The organism is Streptomyces shenzhenensis (assembly GCF_003688995.1).
GTDB classification, from domain to species: Bacteria; Actinomycetota; Actinomycetes; order Streptomycetales; family Streptomycetaceae; genus Streptomyces; species Streptomyces shenzhenensis_A.
Genome location: NZ_PENI01000009.1, coordinates 59,322 through 76,365, shown reverse-complemented (window position 1 = coordinate 76,365; position 17,044 = coordinate 59,322). Strand labels below are relative to the sequence as shown.

Here is a 17,044-nt window from a genome sequence, read left to right as displayed (position 1 = left end):
CGCCGGAAAGACAGCTGAAACCGGCGCCGCACTCTGCCCTGGCTTCGATTGCTGTGGTCGGGTCAACTTCCGGAGCGCGGAGCGATGTCCAGCGAGGACATTCAAGGGGATGAGTGGGACGCCTAACTCGCGCTAGAACGTACAGACAGAGACGAACGTGGGATCGCCTACGGGACGCGAGTCCTACGGCGACGGAGGCCCCGTAGTAGTCGCCGGAGTCACGACCGGCCGGGGAGGACGGGAAAGCCGTCCACATCGGGCGAAGGGGGCCAGGTGATTCGGACACTCGAACCCGGGAGGTATGCGGAATGCAGAGCGCCAAAACGGTGCTGGGTGTCCTGCGTGAACGCGGCAGGCGTGGCCTGCCGTGTGATGAACTGTATCGGCAGCTGTTCAACCCGCAGTTGTATCTGCTGGCCTACGGCCGCATCTACGCCAACCATGGCGCGATGACGCCCGGGGTCACGTCGGAAACCGTGGACGGCATGTCGCAGCGGAAGATCGATCGGATCATCGAGGTGATGCGCCACGAGCATTACCGCTTCCGTCCGGTCCGGCGCGTCCATATTCCCAAGAAGAATGGGAAGATGCGTCCGCTGGGGCTGCCGACCTGGTCGGACAAGCTCGTCGGTGAAGTGGTCCGCCTGTTATTGGAGGCGTATTACGAGCCGACGTTCTCCGACCGCTCTCATGGGTTCCGTCCCCGCCGGGGCTGCCACACCGCTTTGCGGGAGGTCGACCACACCTGGACCGGGACATCCTGGTTCATCGAAGGGGACATCGCCGACTGCTTCGGCAGCCTGGACCACCAGGTCCTGCTGTCCACCCTCGGTGAGAAGATCCATGACCAGCGGTTCCTGCGGCTGGTGCGCAACATGTTGACAGCCGGATACATGGAGGACTGGAGATGGGGCGCCACGCTCTCCGGAGCGCCGCAAGGCGGAGTAGCCTCCCCGGTCCTGTCCAACATCTGCCTGCACAAGCTGGACGAGTTCGTCGAGACAGTTCTGATTCCGGAGTACACCCGAGGGAAGCGCCGGGCCCGCAACCCGGCCTACCTGGAGTTGCAGAATCTGCTGGCGAAAGCCCGCCGGCGTGGCGACCGGGTTCAGGCCCGTGCGCTGCGTCAGCAGATGGTCAGCCTGCCCAGCGCGGATCCTAACGATCCGGGATACCGCAGGCTGCGCTACATACGCTACGCGGATGATCACCTCCTCGGTTTCACCGGACCGAAAGCCGAGGCCGAGCAGAGCAAAAAACGCCTGGCCCAGTTCCTGCGTGACGAACTCAGGCTGGAACTGTCCCAGGAGACGACGCTGATCACTCATGCCCGTACCCGGGCAGCAAGGTTTCTCGGCTATGAGATCACGACCCAGCACAACGACACGAAGAAGACCGGCCGTTACCGTCGGGTCAACGGCCAGATAGCACTCCGTGTCCCACGGGACGTGATCAAGGCCAAGTGCGCCCTCTACATCGATCGCGGAAAACCCGCGAAGAAGACGGCCCTGACCAACAGCAGCGATCACGCGATCGTGGCGACTTTCGGGACCGTTTACCGGGGCATCGTCCAGTACTACCTGCTTGCCGGAGACGTCTTCCGGCTGCACCGGCTGCAATGGGTCATGGAGACTTCCATGCTCAAGACCCTTGCGTCCAAGCACCGCTCGTCAGTGTCGAAGATGGCCGCCAGGCACAAGGCGAGAATCGGCACTCCCAACGGGCCCCGAGTCTGCTTCGAGGCCCGAATCGAGCGGAAGAACAGGAAACCACTGGTGGCCCGGTTCGGTGGGATTCCTCTCCAACGGCAGCGGGCGGCAGAACTCGCCGATCGTGAGCCTGTCCGGGTGGACTACCCGCAGAAGGAACTCATCGCGAGACTCCTGGCGGATACCTGCGAGATCTGCGGAAGCAAGGGCAACGTGCAAGTGCACCACGTCCGAGCTCTCGCTGACCTTGCGCATGCCGGGTGGCAGCCTTCCGACTGGGCGCGCGTCATGCTTCACCGGCGACGCAAAACCGTCGTGGCCTGCGACATCTGCCACGACCGTATCCATTCGGAACGGCCGGCCAGACCATTCACGCAGTAGTCACTGGAGAGCCGGATGACCGGGAAACCGTCATGTCCGGTTCGGCGGGAGGCCGCGCGGAACAGGACTCGCCCTCACGGCGGGCACCTCGCCGCACGGCCGACCCAACCGCTTGGCTCCACCAGTTCAAACGGCTCCGCACCCGTTACGAACGACGCGCAGATCTCCACCAGGGCCTACTCGATCTGGCATGCAGCCTCATATGCATCCGACGTCTGTCCGGCGCTCAGGTGATCGACTATGAGTCTGAGCGCAGTCCCAGGGCGCTGTGCTGAATCACGCCGGCCGGGGCATCTGCAGAACGCGGCTTTCGACGGGTCAACTCCACCAACTTCGAGCGGAGCTCAGGCGCCGGTTCGCCAAGCACGATGGCGGTGATCACCAACTCAAGCATGACGCAGTCGTAGGCATCGTCCGTGCCTCCATAGCGCTCGCCATCACGCTCTACTACGGCACTGACGATCCGCCATCCACCGCCATCAGCCGGCGCAAAGGTCGCCGCGAATACTCCGTAGCCGGTCCAGCTTCGATGCAGGAAGACAACCTCGCCCTCTGCGAAGACGTCCCACTTCTCATCCATGTCCCGTGAGGCGTAGCCACGCTGGATCCACTCCCAGTCCTCATCTGACCAGATCCGCTGAGGCAGCTGCGGCATCGGCCGAGGATCTGATATCGGCTCGACACGACACATGGACCGAGTTACGGGTTCGTCAGCAGGCATGCAGTGATCTTACGAAGGAAGCCGAGCACGACAGCGCACTCTTCGTCATCCTCATTCTGAAACGATCAGTAAGCATGACATCCAGGTTGGGGAGGAACCACGCGATCGGCCTGCCGCGCCCCGGTCTACCTGCCCGAGAGTCTCGGAGAGGCGCCGTTCGAGCCGGGTGATGTGCGCGCAGGCGGCGGCTGTTGCGGGCCGTAGGGTTCGCGGCGTCAGCCAGCAGTGACTGCCGAGTGACCCGGGTCCCGGCGGTAGCGCCGGGCGCAGGTTCGACGGCGTGCAGGTCGCCGTGGCGGTGGATCGGGTAGTCAAGGCCCTTCACCAGTTCTGGAGGCGGGCGGGGCCGCAGACATTCACAGTCCCGGAGGAGCGTGTAGTACGACGGGTCGGTGCGGAAGTGGTGGGAGCCGACGCAGCGAAACCGGAACGGGTGGCCGTACCCACCGGAGGCGACGGGCCCGGTCAGCCCGCGTCGAAGCCCCGCAGCACCGACGCTCGATCTCGTGCGGCACGAGCGGGCCTTGGACCACCGACCCACAGGTTCCACATCTTCACGGCGCCGGCTCGCACAGCGCTCCGCACGCCGGACGTACCCATCGCGGCACATCGGCCGGCGTACGGGACCGGTGAAGCCGGGCAACGCGTAGGGGGCTGTCCGCGCAGTACGCGAACAACCCCCTACGATCGAGCGCCGGGCAGGCCTTGCACCTGCATCTCCCCGCAGGAAGCGGGACGTCTTTCCTTAGACCACCAACGCAGCCCCAATCGACCGGAGTTGCATCGACCAGCTCAAGTTCAACTATACCTGGCCTGGCCCGCCGGACCGTCACAGCCAGCCTCTCTGCCGTCTCGGCCGACGTCACCGGGGGCGGCATAGACCCGCTGAAGACACCGGCCGGGGCGGCGCGGCCCCCTATGCGCGGGAGCCCAGGACAGTGCGCAGGACCAGCCCAGGACGCTCGCCGAAAGATGGCGGCCGGCTCGACGGAGCCCGGGCCGAGCTTCGCACGGATGCGGTCTGCCGCCATGAACCGAGCCCTTGAAGCTCGCCAGGAACATTGTGCCCGATCCATTGACAGGGTTCCGGTCAGCTCACAGAATCCTTAACTATCAACTCAGGCATGAATAGACATGCATGACAGGCTATCAGGAACGGCCATCCACCACCCATAGAGCAGGAGGCATCCATGAGCATCGGACGCAGCTGCACAGGCTGTACCTAAGGGCTTGCAGATCATCAACGTGAGGCTTAGCAACGCCCAGGCCCGGATGCCCAGTTCAGCCACCTCAATGAACAGGCGCGCGAGCAACGGGATGCCGGCCACCCGGTGATCAGCGCGGACGGCAAGAAGAAGGAACTCGCACATCCACGACTTCGCCGACCCGAAACCGGGCAAGGCGATCGATCCCCTATGGGGTCTACGACCTGCCGGCGAACACCGGCTCGGTCAACGTCGGTAGCGATCACGACAGGGTGGAGTCGACCCGGCGCCGGTGGCACGGCCAGGGCCACGCCGCCTACCCGCAGGCGACACAGCCCGCTGCCGAGCCCGACCCGTCCATCCCGGCGACGTCTGGATACCGCGTCAGCCTGGCCCCGGAACCCCTCGCCGTGCTCTTCGGCAGCAGCCGCACCGTCACGCACCGCACCCTGCTGAAGATCAGGACGCGATGTTGGCACCCAGGCATCGACACACCTCAGGGACACCGCTGATCGCAGGACCGGGAAACCCCTGCCACCTGCCACGGGCACCAGACCTTCACACCAACGCACGCGCCCGGACAGCGGTAACACCTCGAATACCTCCGCATGTCCGCCAGGAACCACAGCACACCCACGTCACCCGCACCCGCACCCGCACATTAGGAGACACATGCACACCCATGGCCCAAGTCCCCGCCGACGTCGTCAGCTCTCGATAGCAATCCTGGTCGCCCTCACGGCGGCCGTCCTGCCGACCGTGGCCCGGGCAGCGCCCGACTCCCCCGCCGGTGTTCTCGCCACATCAGCGGGACAGCAGCCTCACCACAAGCCACGCGTCATCCTGACGACCGACGGCGAAGTCGACGACATGGACTCCTTCGTCCGCTACCTCTACTACGCCAACGAATTCGACACCGCCGGAATCGTCCTCACCAGCTCGCGGTTCCACTGGGCGGGCAACGGGAACACGGTGGCGCCGTACCGGTGGACCGGGGACCAATGGGTCAACGACTACATCGATCGGTACGCCAAGATCTACCCCAACCTGCGCAAGCACGCGGACGGCTTCCCCACCCCCGCCCGTCTCCGCTCGCTGTACAAGATCGGCAACATCGAGAATGTCAGCGACACCGCCAAGCCCACCGCCGGGTCCGAATTGATCAAGAAGGCCATTCTCGACAACACGCCGGGGCCGCTCTACGTACAGGCCTGGGGCGGGCTCAACACCGTGGCTCGCGCACTCATGTCAATCCAAGAGCAGTACCAGGGCACGAAGAAGTGGTCCACCATCCAGAGCAAGGTCAGCAACAAGCTGGTGCTCTACAACATCCTCGAACAGGACGCGACTCTCAAGGACTACATCAAGCCCAACTGGCCGGACGTCAAGGTCATCGACAACCAGTCCCAGTTCTGGAGCTTCGCCTATCTGTGGAAGAGAACCGTACCTGAACCCTTCCAGTACACCCTCCGCGCCTCGTACATGGAGAACAACTTCCTCAACGGACACGGACCCCTGCTGGAGCAGTACCGCACCTACCGGGATGGCAACCCGACCCCCGGCGACGACGAGAACAACCGCTGGCGCCCGGAGTCCAGTTCCGCGAATCAGAACGTCGGCTACGACGTACACGACTTCATCTCCGAAGGGGACTCCCCCGCGTTCCTGCATCTGCTGGACTTCAACGGGCTGCGCTCCTCCGAAGATCCGGCATTTGGCGGATGGGGAGGCCGCTTCACTCCCAACGCCTCCGGATGGACCGACACCTCCGACGCCAACCCCTACACCGGGAACGCAGCCGACCGCAGTTACCCCCAGACTCGCTGGGTCGAAGACATCCAGAACGACTTCGCGGCCCGGGCCGACTGGGGAAGCACTTCGTCCTACGCCGGCGCCAACCACAGCCCCACGGCATCCGTGAAGCCCGGCACCGACATCACCGCCAAGCCAGGAACCAGGATCACCCTGCGGGGCAGCGGCAAGGACCCCGATGGGGACCGCGTGTCGTACAAGTGGTGGCAGTACACCGACGCCGACACCTACCCCGGGGAAGTCGTCTTGAACGGGGCGGACCAGCAGAGCGTGACCTTCACCGTGCCCGCCGACGCCGCACCGGGATCCACTGTCCACATCATCCTGGAGGTGAAGGACGACGGCACTCCCGCGCTCAAGCACTACCAGCGTGTGGTCGTCACCGTTTCCAAGAGGTAGCTGTCAGCCATCTGGACCGCAGCCCTGCCTGAGGCCGTCGCAAGGGCTTCACCGAGACCGACTGCGCCCGTCCACTGCATGCCAAGCACCAGCAGCTCGGCGGCCCCATCGTGCTGATCCGGGACAACTTGACCACGCACGGCAGCCGCACCATGCACGACCTCTAGCTTCCAGCGCCCTGGGAGCGGCCAACCCACGAGCAGTCCGTTCAGGGGACATAGCTCGTCAGACGACCCGGTTTCCGGCCTCGGCCCGAGAGGGCCTGGCCTAACCCGGTCGTGGCAGATACACCAGAAGGGAGCAAGAATGTTCAGAAGCAATTTGTCCCGCAGCGGACCTTTGCGTCTTGCGAACGCGCTTGGCGTTGTGGTCTTGATGGCCATGATCTTCGGAGTCAGTACCGCGTCGCCCGCACTGGCGCGAGGCAACAGTTCTGGCACGGGAAAGCAAGAGAAACCACGCATAGTTCTGATGAACGATCCAGAACTCGACGACCAGAACACCGTCCTGCGGTATCTGCTTTACAGCAACGAATTCGATACGGAGGGTCTGGTATACGCGAGCAGCGGAGTCCACTGGGCCGGCGACGGCAAGGGGACAAAGTGGTTCGTGCCCGGACGCGAGTACACGCGCTTCGGCTTGAACCTCTGCCCGTGTGAATCATGGCGTTGGAAGCCCGGGGAGCGATTCATCGACGACGCCGTGGACATCTACGCGAAGGTCTACCCCAACCTGAAGAAGCATGCCAACGGGTATCCCGCGCCAAAGGACCTGCGCTCGAAGATCCTCAACGGAAACATCGAGTTCGATGGCGACATCGCCAAGGACTCCGACGGGTCCAATCTCATCCGACGTCTTCTCCTGGATCATTCCAGTAGGCCGGTCTATCTGCTGACCGGCGCCGGGCAGTCGACGATCGCGCGTGCGCTGAAGTCCATCAAGGACGAGTACTTCGGGACGCCCGACTGGCCGAACGTTTACCGCAAGGTGTCCAGTAAGGCCGTCATTCAGTCATTCGGAGACCAGGACGGCATGTACGCCCAGTACATTCAGCCCAACTGGCCCGACGTGAAGTTCCGCCAGATGTCCACCAACATCTGGGGCTATGGAGCACGCTCTGCCGTCCTGCCGGACGATGCGAAATACCTGTCCGCCGAATGGACGAAGGCCAACGTGTCCGACGTCGGTCCGTTGGGGAATTTCTACAGGGTGTGGGGCGACGGAAAGCAGATGGTGCCAGGCGACATCTTCGACTACTTCGGACACTCAGGCCTCACCACCGAACAGTTGAAGGCCATGGGTTATATCGTCTGGACGGCCCCGCAGGCGAAGGGATCGTGGATCTCCGAGGGAGACACATCCATCTACATGAACCTGATCCAAAATGGTCTCCGGGCAGACGTGGACCCGAGTTGGGGCGGATGGGGCGGCCGCGCCGGTACGGACATCGGAACGAACGGCACGCCGTCAACCGATTACGCGAGTGCCCGATGGTTCGGAGCGGCTCAAGAGGACTTTGCCGCACGCCTCAAGTGGACTGTCACGGACAAGTACAAGGCCGCCAACCATGAGCCGACAGTCAACGTCCAGGGGAAGCTCGACCGTACGACAAAGCCGGGAGAGAAGATCTCGCTGACCGCGAAGATCAGCGACCCCGACAAGAACAAGCTCACTGCCAAGTGGTGGCGGTATGCCGATGCCGACACCTACGACGGTGCGACACCCGTGCGGATGGCTGAGGCGCGCAACGGCAACTTCTCCTCGGCGAAAGTCACTGTTCCGGCAGACGCTCAGGTCGGCCAGAACATGCACTTCATCTTGTCGGTGACCGATGATGGCGGCCTGACCTCCTACCAGCGAGTGGTCGTGACCGTTGTCTGACCGTCCTGAGGTACCAAGTCGGTCACGGTAGCCGACAGGTCTGCCCGGCGCACGAGTGGTGCGCCGGGCAGACTGGTGTTGCGCGCCGAACGTATCGGCGGGCCCGACCGCCGCCGCAGCCCCAGCCCCAGCCGGAGCAGCAGGCGATCGCGGTCGACGGCACAGTGGTACGCGGCTCGCGGACCAAGACCGTCCCTGCGGTCCCGCTGCCGGCCACGACGGACCACCCTGACGTGGTCCTGGCCCGGCGCCAGGTCGCCTGGCCAGGTGGATGACTACGGTCCGCTGTACGCAGCGGTCGCGCGGGTGAACTCCCATGCGATGCAACGCGATGTGTACAGCTCCGTCTTCCTCAAAGCCGCCGCGCTGCTTGAAACTCTGGTGCGGCCGCCCTGCCCGGAGCACTCCAACGAGCGGTTCGCGTGGCACTCCGCGGAGGCGTACCTGGCCCTGAACGGGTACCGGCGCTCCCGGGCCCTCATGCCACTTGTGAGCACCGTTTCATGAATGAAACTCAGTGTCACTTATGAATGTAGGCTTCACGTCGGGAGCCGCTCGGGGCACGAGCAGCGCATCGTCATCCAGGCACGCCGACACGAACCGTCACGCAAGGAACACCATGAGAGCGTACGAATTCACCGCCTACGGCGGACCGGAGGTCATGCGACTCAGCGAACGCGCGGATCCGATCGCCGGCCCCACCGAAGTGGTGGTGGATATCCACGCCGCCGGTCTGAACCCCATCGACATCCTGCAGCGAACCGGCACGTTCCGATTCGTCAACCCCGGCCGTTTCCCCCTCGTGCCAGGCAACGAGTTCTCCGGCACCATCTCAGCCATCGGCTCGTCGGTCACCGGTCTCGCAGTCGGCGATGCCGTGTTCGCCCGGACGGACAAGGCACTCTTGGGAGGACTGGCCGAGAAGGTCGCCATCCAGTCCGAGCTGGTCGCACGCATGCCCCGCACGGTGGACTTCGCCACCGCGGCGGCCGTGCCCCTCGCAGGCACGACCGCCCTGCAGGCCATCACACGTGGCCTCGCCGTCGTACCAGAGGACCGCGTGCTCATCACCGCGGGCACCAGCATGGTGGGGACGCTCGAGATCCAACTCGCGGCCCATGCCGGCGCACAGGTGACCACAACCGCCTCCGCGCACCACACCGTGGAACTGCGCAGGCTGGGTGCCGACGAGGTCCTCGACTACCACCAACACCCCGACCACGAGATCCCCGGCACCTACACCAAGATCTTCGACCTCGTACCCGGCGCCGATCTCCGCGCTCTCCTGGACCGCACACAACCCGGAGGACGACTCCTCTCAGTCGCCGCCACCCCGACCCCCGGCTCCATGCGCCACGACTACGCCATGCCCGCCTGGCGCGCACTCACCCTCGAAACCGTCCTGTTCCTCGTGACGGCACGGGTGCGACGTCACGCCAAGCGACGCGACGTGCACTACCAACGACTGTCCATGCGCCCCGACGCCGAGGACCTGCGCACCCTCGCCGACCTCATCGACAGCGGACGCCTGCATGTGCCCATCGACAGCCGCTTCACGTTCGACGACGCGGCCGCGGCATTCGCCCGCGTCGAAAGCCGACATGCAAAAGGAAAAGTAATCGTCGACGTTCACCGGCCCGAGGCAGACACATCGGACCAACAGCAAGTCTGACCGCCCAGACGTCTCCGATCCGGAAACCCGAATCTTCGGCGAAGGACATCCCTGAAATCCGCTACCGACAAGCGGGGGTCACGTCGAGCGGGACGCACACACGGCCCGGATCCAGGCGCACCTGCGCAAGCCCGATGAACCGACGAGCGACGAGCGGCTGTTCTGCCACGTCCACGGACGCGGAGACCGCAGCTCGAACCGGTTCGTGCCCGGCCGACCGTATTCCTTCTTCGCCGCTCTGGAGTCCGGCCGCACCTCCTGGCTTGCTCTCCTGGACGCGGTCCGCCCTGGCCATGCGGACGACGCCACGCAGGTCACCACCGGCCAACTCCGGCAAGCCGTCAGCAGGTTGACCACAGCTGGTCACCGGCGGCCGGCCGACCCCGAGATCCTGATCGTCATGGGCTCCGGCTACGACATCGCCTGCCTCTCCCACACTGTGAGGCCGTCCTCGCCCGGCCGTAGACGTGACACAACAGCCAGTTCGGCGAGCACGACGCGTCCGACCGCAGCCACGGCGAGACGTCCACGGTCGGCACCAGACGCCCGTCCGGGAACCGCGGCAGCGGCAGACCGGCCAGCACCTGCCGCAGCCGGCCGGTCTCGATCCTGCCCTGGTCGAGGTCGTCGTACATCGCCCCGTGCCCACGCCGGTGCTCGGGCAGCAATGTCAGCTCCACCGCCCAGTACATCGCAGCCGACGGGCACAACACCGCATCCGCCAGCTCGAACAGCGTGCACCTTGGTCGGAGCACAACGTCGGAAGCGAGGAGCGGGCCGAAGTGCCTCAACCCGCGAGCAGGGCGTGCACCCACTGGTCTTCGCGCTGTTCGATGTATTCGGCGTCGCTTCGCCAGACGTCGCCGTGGCCTGCGGCCCACAGAGTTGCCCAGAGCTGGACACCCCGGGCGGCCTGGTCGCGCAGGAAGTCGTGCATGGAGCGCGTACGGCGCCCCAGCAGAGGGACCAGTCGACGGCGTTCGGCTTCATCGAGGTCGTACGCGTCGGCAAAGACTCGCAGCCGGTCTCCCGCATCGCGGCGTTCCCGGTCAGGATACGCGGACAACGGGATGAACCCGTGCATGGCATACGCCACGTCCCACAGGCGGGAACCGGGGCCGGCGGTGTCCCAGTCGATGAAGGCCCACCGGGACTCGTCTGCGACCACAAGGTTCCATGGGGCCAGATCGTGATGGGCGATGATGTCGCTGCCCTCGGCGGGGATCAGCACCTGCCACTGCGCGTCGGGGGGTGACGTGAAGTCCTGCACCGCATCGTGGAAGTCCCGGATCAGCCGTGCCACGCGGGCCAGTTGCCGAGCGGGTTCCAGCAGAGCGGACCGGTCGGGCCAGACCACATGTCCCGGCACATAGGTCAGGACCTCGCGTCCTTGCTCGTCAATGCCCAGAGGCCGAGGCGCCGCCCGGAATCCCACCTCGTTCAGGTGGGTGAGCAAGGCGTGCACTGCGGGAGTCCACGGTCCGGTCGGACGGCGGACGGTATCTCCGACTCGAACGACACCATCGCTGACGTTACCGCCGGACAACGGGTGTTCTTCATCATGCTGCACCGAACCAGTGTGTCTGATCGGGCCGCCGTGATCATCCCGGTAGAGGGGAGCACCAGGGAGGGGTAGAGGTTAGAGAACAAGCCCAGAGCCTGTTCCTGATCCGTCCATGAGAGGACTGCCCGGCTCTGACCTCGGCAGGTTTGAAAGACCGGTTGGGCTGACTGAGCTGGCCTGATGTGCGTCGCCGACCCTGCGCTTTCCCGTATATCGCTTCGCCGCGCGATACGTTTCCGGCAATCAATCGCTTCGGCCGACGTGCGCACCGCAGGAGATGTCATGCCCGTTCTCACCCCCGACTTCGTACGTCTCTTCGCACCCGGCACCAGTCATCCGTGCCCCGATGGCGTCAGTCTGTTGGTGCGGGTACTACCGGGCGTTCCGCTGTCGCTGCCATCTGGACGCGTCATCGCGATGGAGCCGCTCGGCTGCGGCCTCGGCGATCCCGCTGAGATGGCGTTCACCCAGCGGGTCCGGCCGGGCATCTATCCGGTCGTCCTGGTCACCGTGGACGTGATCGGTCCGGAGGGCGGGCACCGGGACACCCGCGTGGCCGCGGCCCGGCTGGAGATACGGGACGAGCCCGTCGCCACCTGGGAGTTGGCCCTCCGGCCCGGCGAGGACACGGAGGAACTCGATGACGACGAGCTCTTCGGCTATCCCGTCGACAGCGGCACGGGATGCTTCGTGGACGCCCAGACCTTCCAAGCCGTCAGTGAGGAGGAGGACTTCGCCGTGCGGGTCATGGACTCCATGCGAGACAGGCCCCAGGCTCCTGCCAGTTCGGTCCCCGAGTGCGCCGCGATCACCATGTCGGTCGGCGACGACGACCATGCCGTGATCGTGTTCCGCACCGGCTGGGGTGACGGTGACTACCCCACCTGGATCGGCCGCACCATCGACGGCGACGTCGCCTGCTTCCTCACCGACTTCCACGTCCTGCTCGATGACGGGTGCTCGACGCCGAGCGCGGGCATGAATTCGGATCCGCAAAGCTCCGGCGCTGATCAGTACCGGGATGTGAAACGTCGGCTGGAAGGCAGGCCCATCCTGGCCGAACTGCTGCCAGGCGTCGCCCTTCGGCTGGGGGCGTTGTCCTCCAGCTCCGGAGCCTTCCTTCTCGTGAATCAGGAGGACGGTGATGTAGTCATCTACCGTGCCCAGGACGGCGCGACGGTGTGGAGTACTGGCACGCTGCTTGAAGATGAGCTCATCGGCCTGTCGAACCGTTTGGTGCTACAGGACAACGGCAATCTGGTGGTGTTCGCGCCCACTGGCGTACAGGTATGGAGCAGTGGAACGCAGGGTCGGGATGTTCAGCGCGCGGTGCTCGGCGACGACGGCAGGCTCGTACTGCTCGACGCTGACGGCGGCGAAGTCTGGTCGTCCGACCTCCTGTATCCGAAGCCGACGTAGCCGAAGAGCCACCTCGGATGATCATTGACCGGGACGGCCCGGCGGAGGCCGTGCTGTCGGTTGTGCTGTTTCGTGGTGGCTGGGCCGACGTGGACTTCGTCGCCGGCCTCGACGACGCCGGTTCGCTCCCGGCAGCGCCAGCCACAGCCCCTGGGTCAGTTCAGTTGCCCTCTTCCGAACTCCGCCGGGTCAGGGCTCGCGGAGCTGGTCAGTGCCATCCGGTCGTCCCACGATGAGATCGACGCATGGCTTGCCGGTGCAGTGGGAGCTTTCCCGGTGATGCAAGATCATGGCTTCAGAGCCGCCTTGGACAGCGACCGCTGACACGGGAGCTTCGTCAAGCGTCGCCAGCAACGGACGGCGACCAGGGTCGGCCGACCGCCTCGGCGGCACATGTCAGACCGTCGACGTGATCGCTCGGTTCACGGCCGTGATCGCCGGGGTCGGGCGGCCAGGGAGGCGTGCCACGAGAACGCGGCGGATCTCAGGGGGCGCGCCTTCGACGTGTACCAGGCTCACCCTGGGCGGTAGCACCGGCGAGAGCCGGGACGGCACCGTCGTCACCCCGAAGCCATTGGCGACCAGTTGGAGTTTCGTCAGCCAGTCGCGTGCCCGGTGGACGACGTGCGGCCGTCCGGGCAGACCGGGCCAGACGCCGAGCAGTGGCTCGGAGTTCGACGACGGGGTGACGATCCACGCGGCATCGACCAGTTCGTCGACATGCACCGTGGTGCGGCCGGCGAACTTCCCGGTCGAAGGCGTCGCCAGGACCAGTTCGGTGTCCACGGCGGTCTCGACGTGCAGGCGCGGTGACTCGCTGTCCAAAGGCCGGTGGGGCGGGCGGGACGTCAGCACGGCGAGGTCGATCGAGCCCGCCCGCAGCGCCCGGATCAGGGTGGGCGTGGTGCCCTCGGTCGTCGTGACCATGATCTGCGGGTCGGTTGCCGTGAGGCGGGTGAGCGCGGCGGGCAGGATGACGGCGCCCGCGCTCAGGAACAGTCCGAGCCGCACCGGTTCGGTCCGTGGGACGGTGCCGGTGAGGTCGGACTCGGCCGCCGCGAGGCAGTCCAGGATGGTGCGGGCGTGGCGCAGCAGGGTCAGACCCGCGAAGGTGAGCCGCACCCCGTCGGGGCGGCGGTCGAACAGGGTGGCACCCGCACTCCGTTCGAGGGAGGCGGCCTGTCGTGAGACCGCCGACTGCGTGTAGCCGAGCCTGGCGGCTGCCGCGGTGAAGCTGCCGGATTCGGCGATCTGCTGCAGGACCCGCAGACCCGTACTGGAGATGTCCATGCGCCATACGCATACCACAGATGCCAGATCGTCGCTTCCCGCATGAGGGCCGGGTTCCTAGTGTCGATGGCGAAGGATCCGGACGAACATGGAGGTCATCGCATGCGCGCAGCAGTACTGACGCGGTTCGGCGCCCCGCTCACGGTGCGGGAGATGCCCGACCCCGAGGCCGGCGGCGGTGAGGTGGTGGTCGAGGTGCTGGCTACCTGCGTCCCCCCGTACGCGGCCGAGGTCTTCGGCGGCGAACGGAACTACCCCCTGGCCCCTCCCGTCGTGCCCGGGGTCGGCGGCGTGGGACGGATCGTCCACGTCGGTCCGGACGCCACCCGGTTGCGCGCCGGGGACCTGGTGTGGTGCGACTCCACGGTGCGCTCGCGGGACGACGCCCTGACGCCCGACATCACGCTTCAGGGCTGGAGCTCCCGCGGCGAGGGCGGCGCGCGGCTGGCCCGGTACCTGCACGACGGGGCGTTCGCCGAACTCATGCGGGTCCCGACGGAGAACGTCTTCCCGCTGCCGGGTGCCGCTGGGGACGACCCGGCCCGCTGGGCCGCGCTCAGTGTGCACACCATCCCTTACGGCGGGCTGCTGGCAGGCGGGCTCGCGGCTGGTGAGACGCTGCTCGTCAGCGGGGCCACCGGCAACCTCGGCAGCAGTGCGGTCGCCGTCGCGCTCGCGATGGGGGCGGGCCGCGTGGTCGCGCCGGGCCGCAACCGGGCAGCGCTCGACCTTCTCGCCGACCGGTTCGGTCCGCGTGTGCGCCCGGTGCCGCTGACCGGGGACGAGGCCGTCGACCGAGCGGCGATGTCCGCGGCGGGTGACGGCCCGATCGACATGGTGATCGATCTGCTCCCGCCGAGCGCACCCAGCTCCGCGGTGCGGGTGGCGGCCATGGCCGTGCGCGAGTACGGACGTGTCGTCCTCATGGGCGGCGTCGGCATGCTCGGTGGCGACGCCCTCGCGCTCCCGTACCGGTGGATCATGCGCAACTCGGTCACCGTGCGCGGCCAGTGGATGTACCCGCGCACGGCGAACGTCGGCATCATCCGGCTCCTCGCCTCGGGTGCGCTGGACCTCGCCCCCGAACACGTCCGGTCGTTCGGCCTCGATGCCGTCAACGACGCCGTCGCGTACGCCGGTTCACACGGCGGCCCGTTCGACCGCACCGCCCTCGTCCCCGTGGCAGCTGTCGGGCCCCCGAGCAGGTGATCTCGTGGGTGCGGCGGTCACCAGGATTCACGCAGCCCCTGCCAAGCCCTGGACGACACGATTGCCGCCTCGGTCGGTTATTCATCGGCCTATGCCTTCGGCCGGGCCTTCCGGCGCGCCCGCTCGCAGTCCCCGGGACGCTTCCGCGCCGCCTACCGTGCCATGCCTACGTCGGCGCCCTCGGACCCCTCGGCGAGCTGAGCGCTGCTGCCGGCAGCTGACCGGTGCGAGCATCTTCGACGATGCCTCGCGCGGTGCTTACGGCAGGCCAGGTTCGCCCCGCCCAGGGGCCCGCTGAGGTGGGGCGGAGAACAGGCTTCCCGGTGGGATGTCCGACGCTCCGGGCCAGCTCGCCGGACATCGGATGTTTAGTATGATGCGATGGTTGCTGCGGCCGCCGGCGGATGAGACGGCCCGAGGGATCTCACTGCCCGGGTCGCGCACCGGAACACGCCTCCCGCGGCCGCATGGCGCGGGTTGCAGCGCCCTCGCCTCCAGCGGCGGCCCGCCAGGACCGCCGCCGAACACCGAACGGTGACCGCATTGGTACAGCGACAGATACCCAGACCGGCCGAGATCCTTGAGCTCGCCAAGTTCAAGAAGCCCGAACTCAACGGCCGCAGACGCCGGCTGGACAAGGCCCTGACCATCCACGACCTGCGGGCCATCGCCAAGCGTCGCACCCCGCGCGCCGTCTTCGACTACACGGACGGGGCCGCCGAGGGCGAACTGTCGCTCGCACGGGCGCGCCAGGCCTTCGAGGACGTGGAGTTCCACCCCTCGATCCTGCGCAGCGTGCCCGAGGTGGACACCGGCACCACCGTCTTCGGCGGCCCCTCCGCCCTGCCCTTCGGGATCGCGCCGACCGGATTCACCCGGCTCATGCAGGCGGAGGGCGAGACCGCGGGCGCCGGAGCGGCCGGCGCCGCCGGGATCCCCTTCACGCTCTCCACGCTCGGCACCGCCTCGATCGAGACCGTGAAGGCCGCCAACCCCCACGGACGCAACTGGTTCCAGCTGTACGTCATGCGCGACCGCGAGATCTCCTACGGCCTTGTCCGGCGGGCCGCCGACGCGGGGTTCGACACCCTCTTCTTCACGGTCGACACACCGGTCGCGGGAGCCCGGCTGCGCGACAAGCGCAACGGCTTCTCGATCCCGCCCCAGCTGACCCCGGCCACCGTCCTCAACACACTGCCCCGGCCCTGGTGGTGGTGGGACTTCCTCACCACACCCAAGCTGGAGTTCGCCTCGCTGACCTCCACAGGCGGGACCGTGGGCGAACTGCTGGACTCGGCGATGGACCCCTCCATCGGCTTGGACGACCTGAGGATCATCCGCGGCATGTGGCCCGGACGGCTCGTCGTCAAGGGTGTCCAGACCGTCGAGGACTCCAAGAAGCTAGCCGGCCTGGGCGTGGACGGCATCGTCCTGTCCAACCACGGCGGACGGCAGCTCGACCGCGCCCCCGTGCCGTTCCACCTGTTGCCGAAGGTCGTCAGGGAGGTCGGCAAGGACATGGAGATCGCGATCGACACCGGCATCATGCACGGTGCCGACATCGTCGCCGCCGTAGCCCTCGGGGCGCGCTTCACCCTTGTCGGCCGCGCGTATCTCTACGGCCTCATGGCAGGCGGGCGCGAAGGTGTCGACCGGGCTGTGCACATCCTCTCCGACCAGATCGTCCGTACCATGAAGCTGCTCCAGGTCTCCTCCTTGGAGGAACTCACCCCCCGTCACGTGACCCAGCTGTCCAGAACGACGCCCCTGCTCGGCTAGGGC

Annotated in this window: 11 protein-coding genes and 5 pseudogenes; 11 read left to right on the top strand and 5 right to left on the bottom strand. The window is 66.5% G+C overall.

Annotation, left to right across the window (positions count from 1 at the left end):
* The first annotated feature begins 308 nt into the window (after positions 1-308).
* Positions 309-2,090, top strand: coding sequence for a reverse transcriptase/maturase family protein (locus tag CTZ28_RS16665; protein ID WP_183154426.1), 1,782 nt, complete (start codon positions 309-311; stop codon positions 2,088-2,090).
* A gap of 238 nt (positions 2,091-2,328) precedes the next feature.
* On the opposite strand, the gene CTZ28_RS16655 is transcribed toward CTZ28_RS16665, so the two are convergent.
* Together CTZ28_RS16655 and CTZ28_RS47705 are read right to left on the bottom strand one after the other, a co-directional pair.
* Positions 2,329-2,745 carry a hypothetical protein gene (locus CTZ28_RS16655; protein WP_121890196.1) on the bottom strand — a complete coding sequence of 139 codons (417 nt, stop codon included), beginning with the start codon at positions 2,743-2,745 and terminating at the stop codon, positions 2,329-2,331.
* Positions 2,746-3,929: 1,184 nt separating this feature from the next.
* Complete coding sequence (locus CTZ28_RS47705) at positions 3,930-4,181, bottom strand: hypothetical protein (RefSeq protein ID WP_220795350.1); 252 nt, start codon at positions 4,179-4,181, stop codon at positions 3,930-3,932.
* Positions 4,182-4,207: 26 nt separating this feature from the next.
* Here CTZ28_RS47705 and CTZ28_RS47700 point away from each other — a divergent pair.
* The 7 genes and pseudogenes from CTZ28_RS47700 to CTZ28_RS49540 form a co-directional block, all read left to right on the top strand.
* Positions 4,208-4,528: pseudogene (locus CTZ28_RS47700) on the top strand (ISAzo13-like element transposase-related protein); the annotation flags it as partial.
* A 160-nt stretch (positions 4,529-4,688) separates the two neighbouring features.
* Positions 4,689-6,227, top strand: a complete 1,539-nt coding sequence (locus CTZ28_RS16645) for a DUF1593 domain-containing protein (protein ID WP_121890195.1) — start codon at positions 4,689-4,691, stop codon at positions 6,225-6,227.
* Between the two features lie 8 nt (positions 6,228-6,235).
* Positions 6,236-6,391 (top strand): annotated as a pseudogene (locus CTZ28_RS49955) (IS630 family transposase); the annotation flags it as partial.
* Between the two features lie 142 nt (positions 6,392-6,533).
* Positions 6,534-8,108 (top strand): DUF1593 domain-containing protein, encoded by a 1,575-nt coding sequence (locus tag CTZ28_RS16635; protein ID WP_220795349.1) that lies wholly within the window; start codon positions 6,534-6,536, stop codon positions 8,106-8,108.
* A 264-nt stretch (positions 8,109-8,372) separates the two neighbouring features.
* Positions 8,373-8,570: pseudogene (locus CTZ28_RS16630) on the top strand (fic family toxin-antitoxin system, toxin component); the annotation flags it as partial.
* 157 nt (positions 8,571-8,727) lie between these two features.
* Positions 8,728-9,780: an NADP-dependent oxidoreductase gene (locus CTZ28_RS16625; protein WP_183154425.1), complete on the top strand. Its 1,053-nt coding sequence runs from the start codon at positions 8,728-8,730 to the stop codon at positions 9,778-9,780.
* Positions 9,781-9,985: 205 nt separating this feature from the next.
* Positions 9,986-10,294, top strand: a pseudogene (locus CTZ28_RS49540) (hypothetical protein); the annotation flags it as partial.
* On the opposite strand, the pseudogene CTZ28_RS16620 reads toward CTZ28_RS49540, so the two are convergent.
* Both CTZ28_RS16620 and CTZ28_RS16615 read right to left on the bottom strand, forming a co-directional pair.
* Positions 10,218-10,514, bottom strand: a pseudogene (locus tag CTZ28_RS16620) (transposase); the annotation flags it as partial. The pseudogenes CTZ28_RS49540 and CTZ28_RS16620 sit on opposite strands and share 77 nt — an antisense overlap.
* Before the next feature lie 53 nt (positions 10,515-10,567).
* Positions 10,568-11,350: a phosphotransferase enzyme family protein gene (locus CTZ28_RS16615; protein WP_259471658.1), complete on the bottom strand. Its 783-nt coding sequence runs from the start codon at positions 11,348-11,350 to the stop codon at positions 10,568-10,570.
* 276 nt (positions 11,351-11,626) lie between these two features.
* Here CTZ28_RS16615 and CTZ28_RS16610 point away from each other — a divergent pair, with 276 nt between their 5' ends.
* Positions 11,627-12,763: a DUF4241 domain-containing protein gene (locus CTZ28_RS16610; RefSeq protein WP_121890192.1), complete on the top strand. Its 1,137-nt coding sequence runs from the start codon at positions 11,627-11,629 to the stop codon at positions 12,761-12,763.
* A gap of 396 nt (positions 12,764-13,159) precedes the next feature.
* On the opposite strand, the gene CTZ28_RS16600 is transcribed toward CTZ28_RS16610, so the two are convergent.
* Positions 13,160-14,053 (bottom strand): LysR family transcriptional regulator, encoded by an 894-nt coding sequence (locus CTZ28_RS16600; protein ID WP_121890190.1) that lies wholly within the window; start codon positions 14,051-14,053, stop codon positions 13,160-13,162.
* 102 nt (positions 14,054-14,155) lie between these two features.
* Here CTZ28_RS16600 and CTZ28_RS16595 point away from each other — a divergent pair, with 102 nt between their 5' ends.
* Both CTZ28_RS16595 and CTZ28_RS16585 read left to right on the top strand, forming a co-directional pair.
* Complete coding sequence (locus CTZ28_RS16595; RefSeq protein WP_183154424.1) at positions 14,156-15,262, top strand: alcohol dehydrogenase catalytic domain-containing protein; 1,107 nt, start codon at positions 14,156-14,158, stop codon at positions 15,260-15,262.
* A gap of 534 nt (positions 15,263-15,796) precedes the next feature.
* Positions 15,797-17,041, top strand: a complete 1,245-nt coding sequence (locus CTZ28_RS16585) for an alpha-hydroxy acid oxidase (protein WP_310887611.1) — start codon at positions 15,797-15,799, stop codon at positions 17,039-17,041.
* Positions 17,042-17,044: the final 3 nt, after the last annotated feature.

Excerpts from the sequence above, each read along its gene's own strand:
- CTZ28_RS16655 (WP_121890196.1), bottom strand. The coding sequence starts at position 2,745 with ATGCCGCAGCTGCCTCAGCGGATCTGGTCAGATGAGGACTGGGAGTGG.
- CTZ28_RS16625 (WP_183154425.1), top strand. The coding sequence starts at position 8,728 with ATGAGAGCGTACGAATTCACCGCCTACGGCGGACCGGAGGTCATGCGA.
- CTZ28_RS16635 (WP_220795349.1), top strand. The coding sequence starts at position 6,534 with ATGTTCAGAAGCAATTTGTCCCGCAGCGGACCTTTGCGTCTTGCGAAC.
- CTZ28_RS16600 (WP_121890190.1), bottom strand. The coding sequence starts at position 14,053 with ATGGACATCTCCAGTACGGGTCTGCGGGTCCTGCAGCAGATCGCCGAA.
- CTZ28_RS16645 (WP_121890195.1), top strand. The coding sequence starts at position 4,689 with ATGCACACCCATGGCCCAAGTCCCCGCCGACGTCGTCAGCTCTCGATA.
- CTZ28_RS16595 (WP_183154424.1), top strand. The coding sequence starts at position 14,156 with ATGCGCGCAGCAGTACTGACGCGGTTCGGCGCCCCGCTCACGGTGCGG.
- CTZ28_RS16610 (WP_121890192.1), top strand. The coding sequence starts at position 11,627 with ATGCCCGTTCTCACCCCCGACTTCGTACGTCTCTTCGCACCCGGCACC.
- CTZ28_RS47705 (WP_220795350.1), bottom strand. The coding sequence starts at position 4,181 with ATGTGCGAGTTCCTTCTTCTTGCCGTCCGCGCTGATCACCGGGTGGCC.
- CTZ28_RS16665 (WP_183154426.1), top strand. The coding sequence starts at position 309 with ATGCAGAGCGCCAAAACGGTGCTGGGTGTCCTGCGTGAACGCGGCAGG.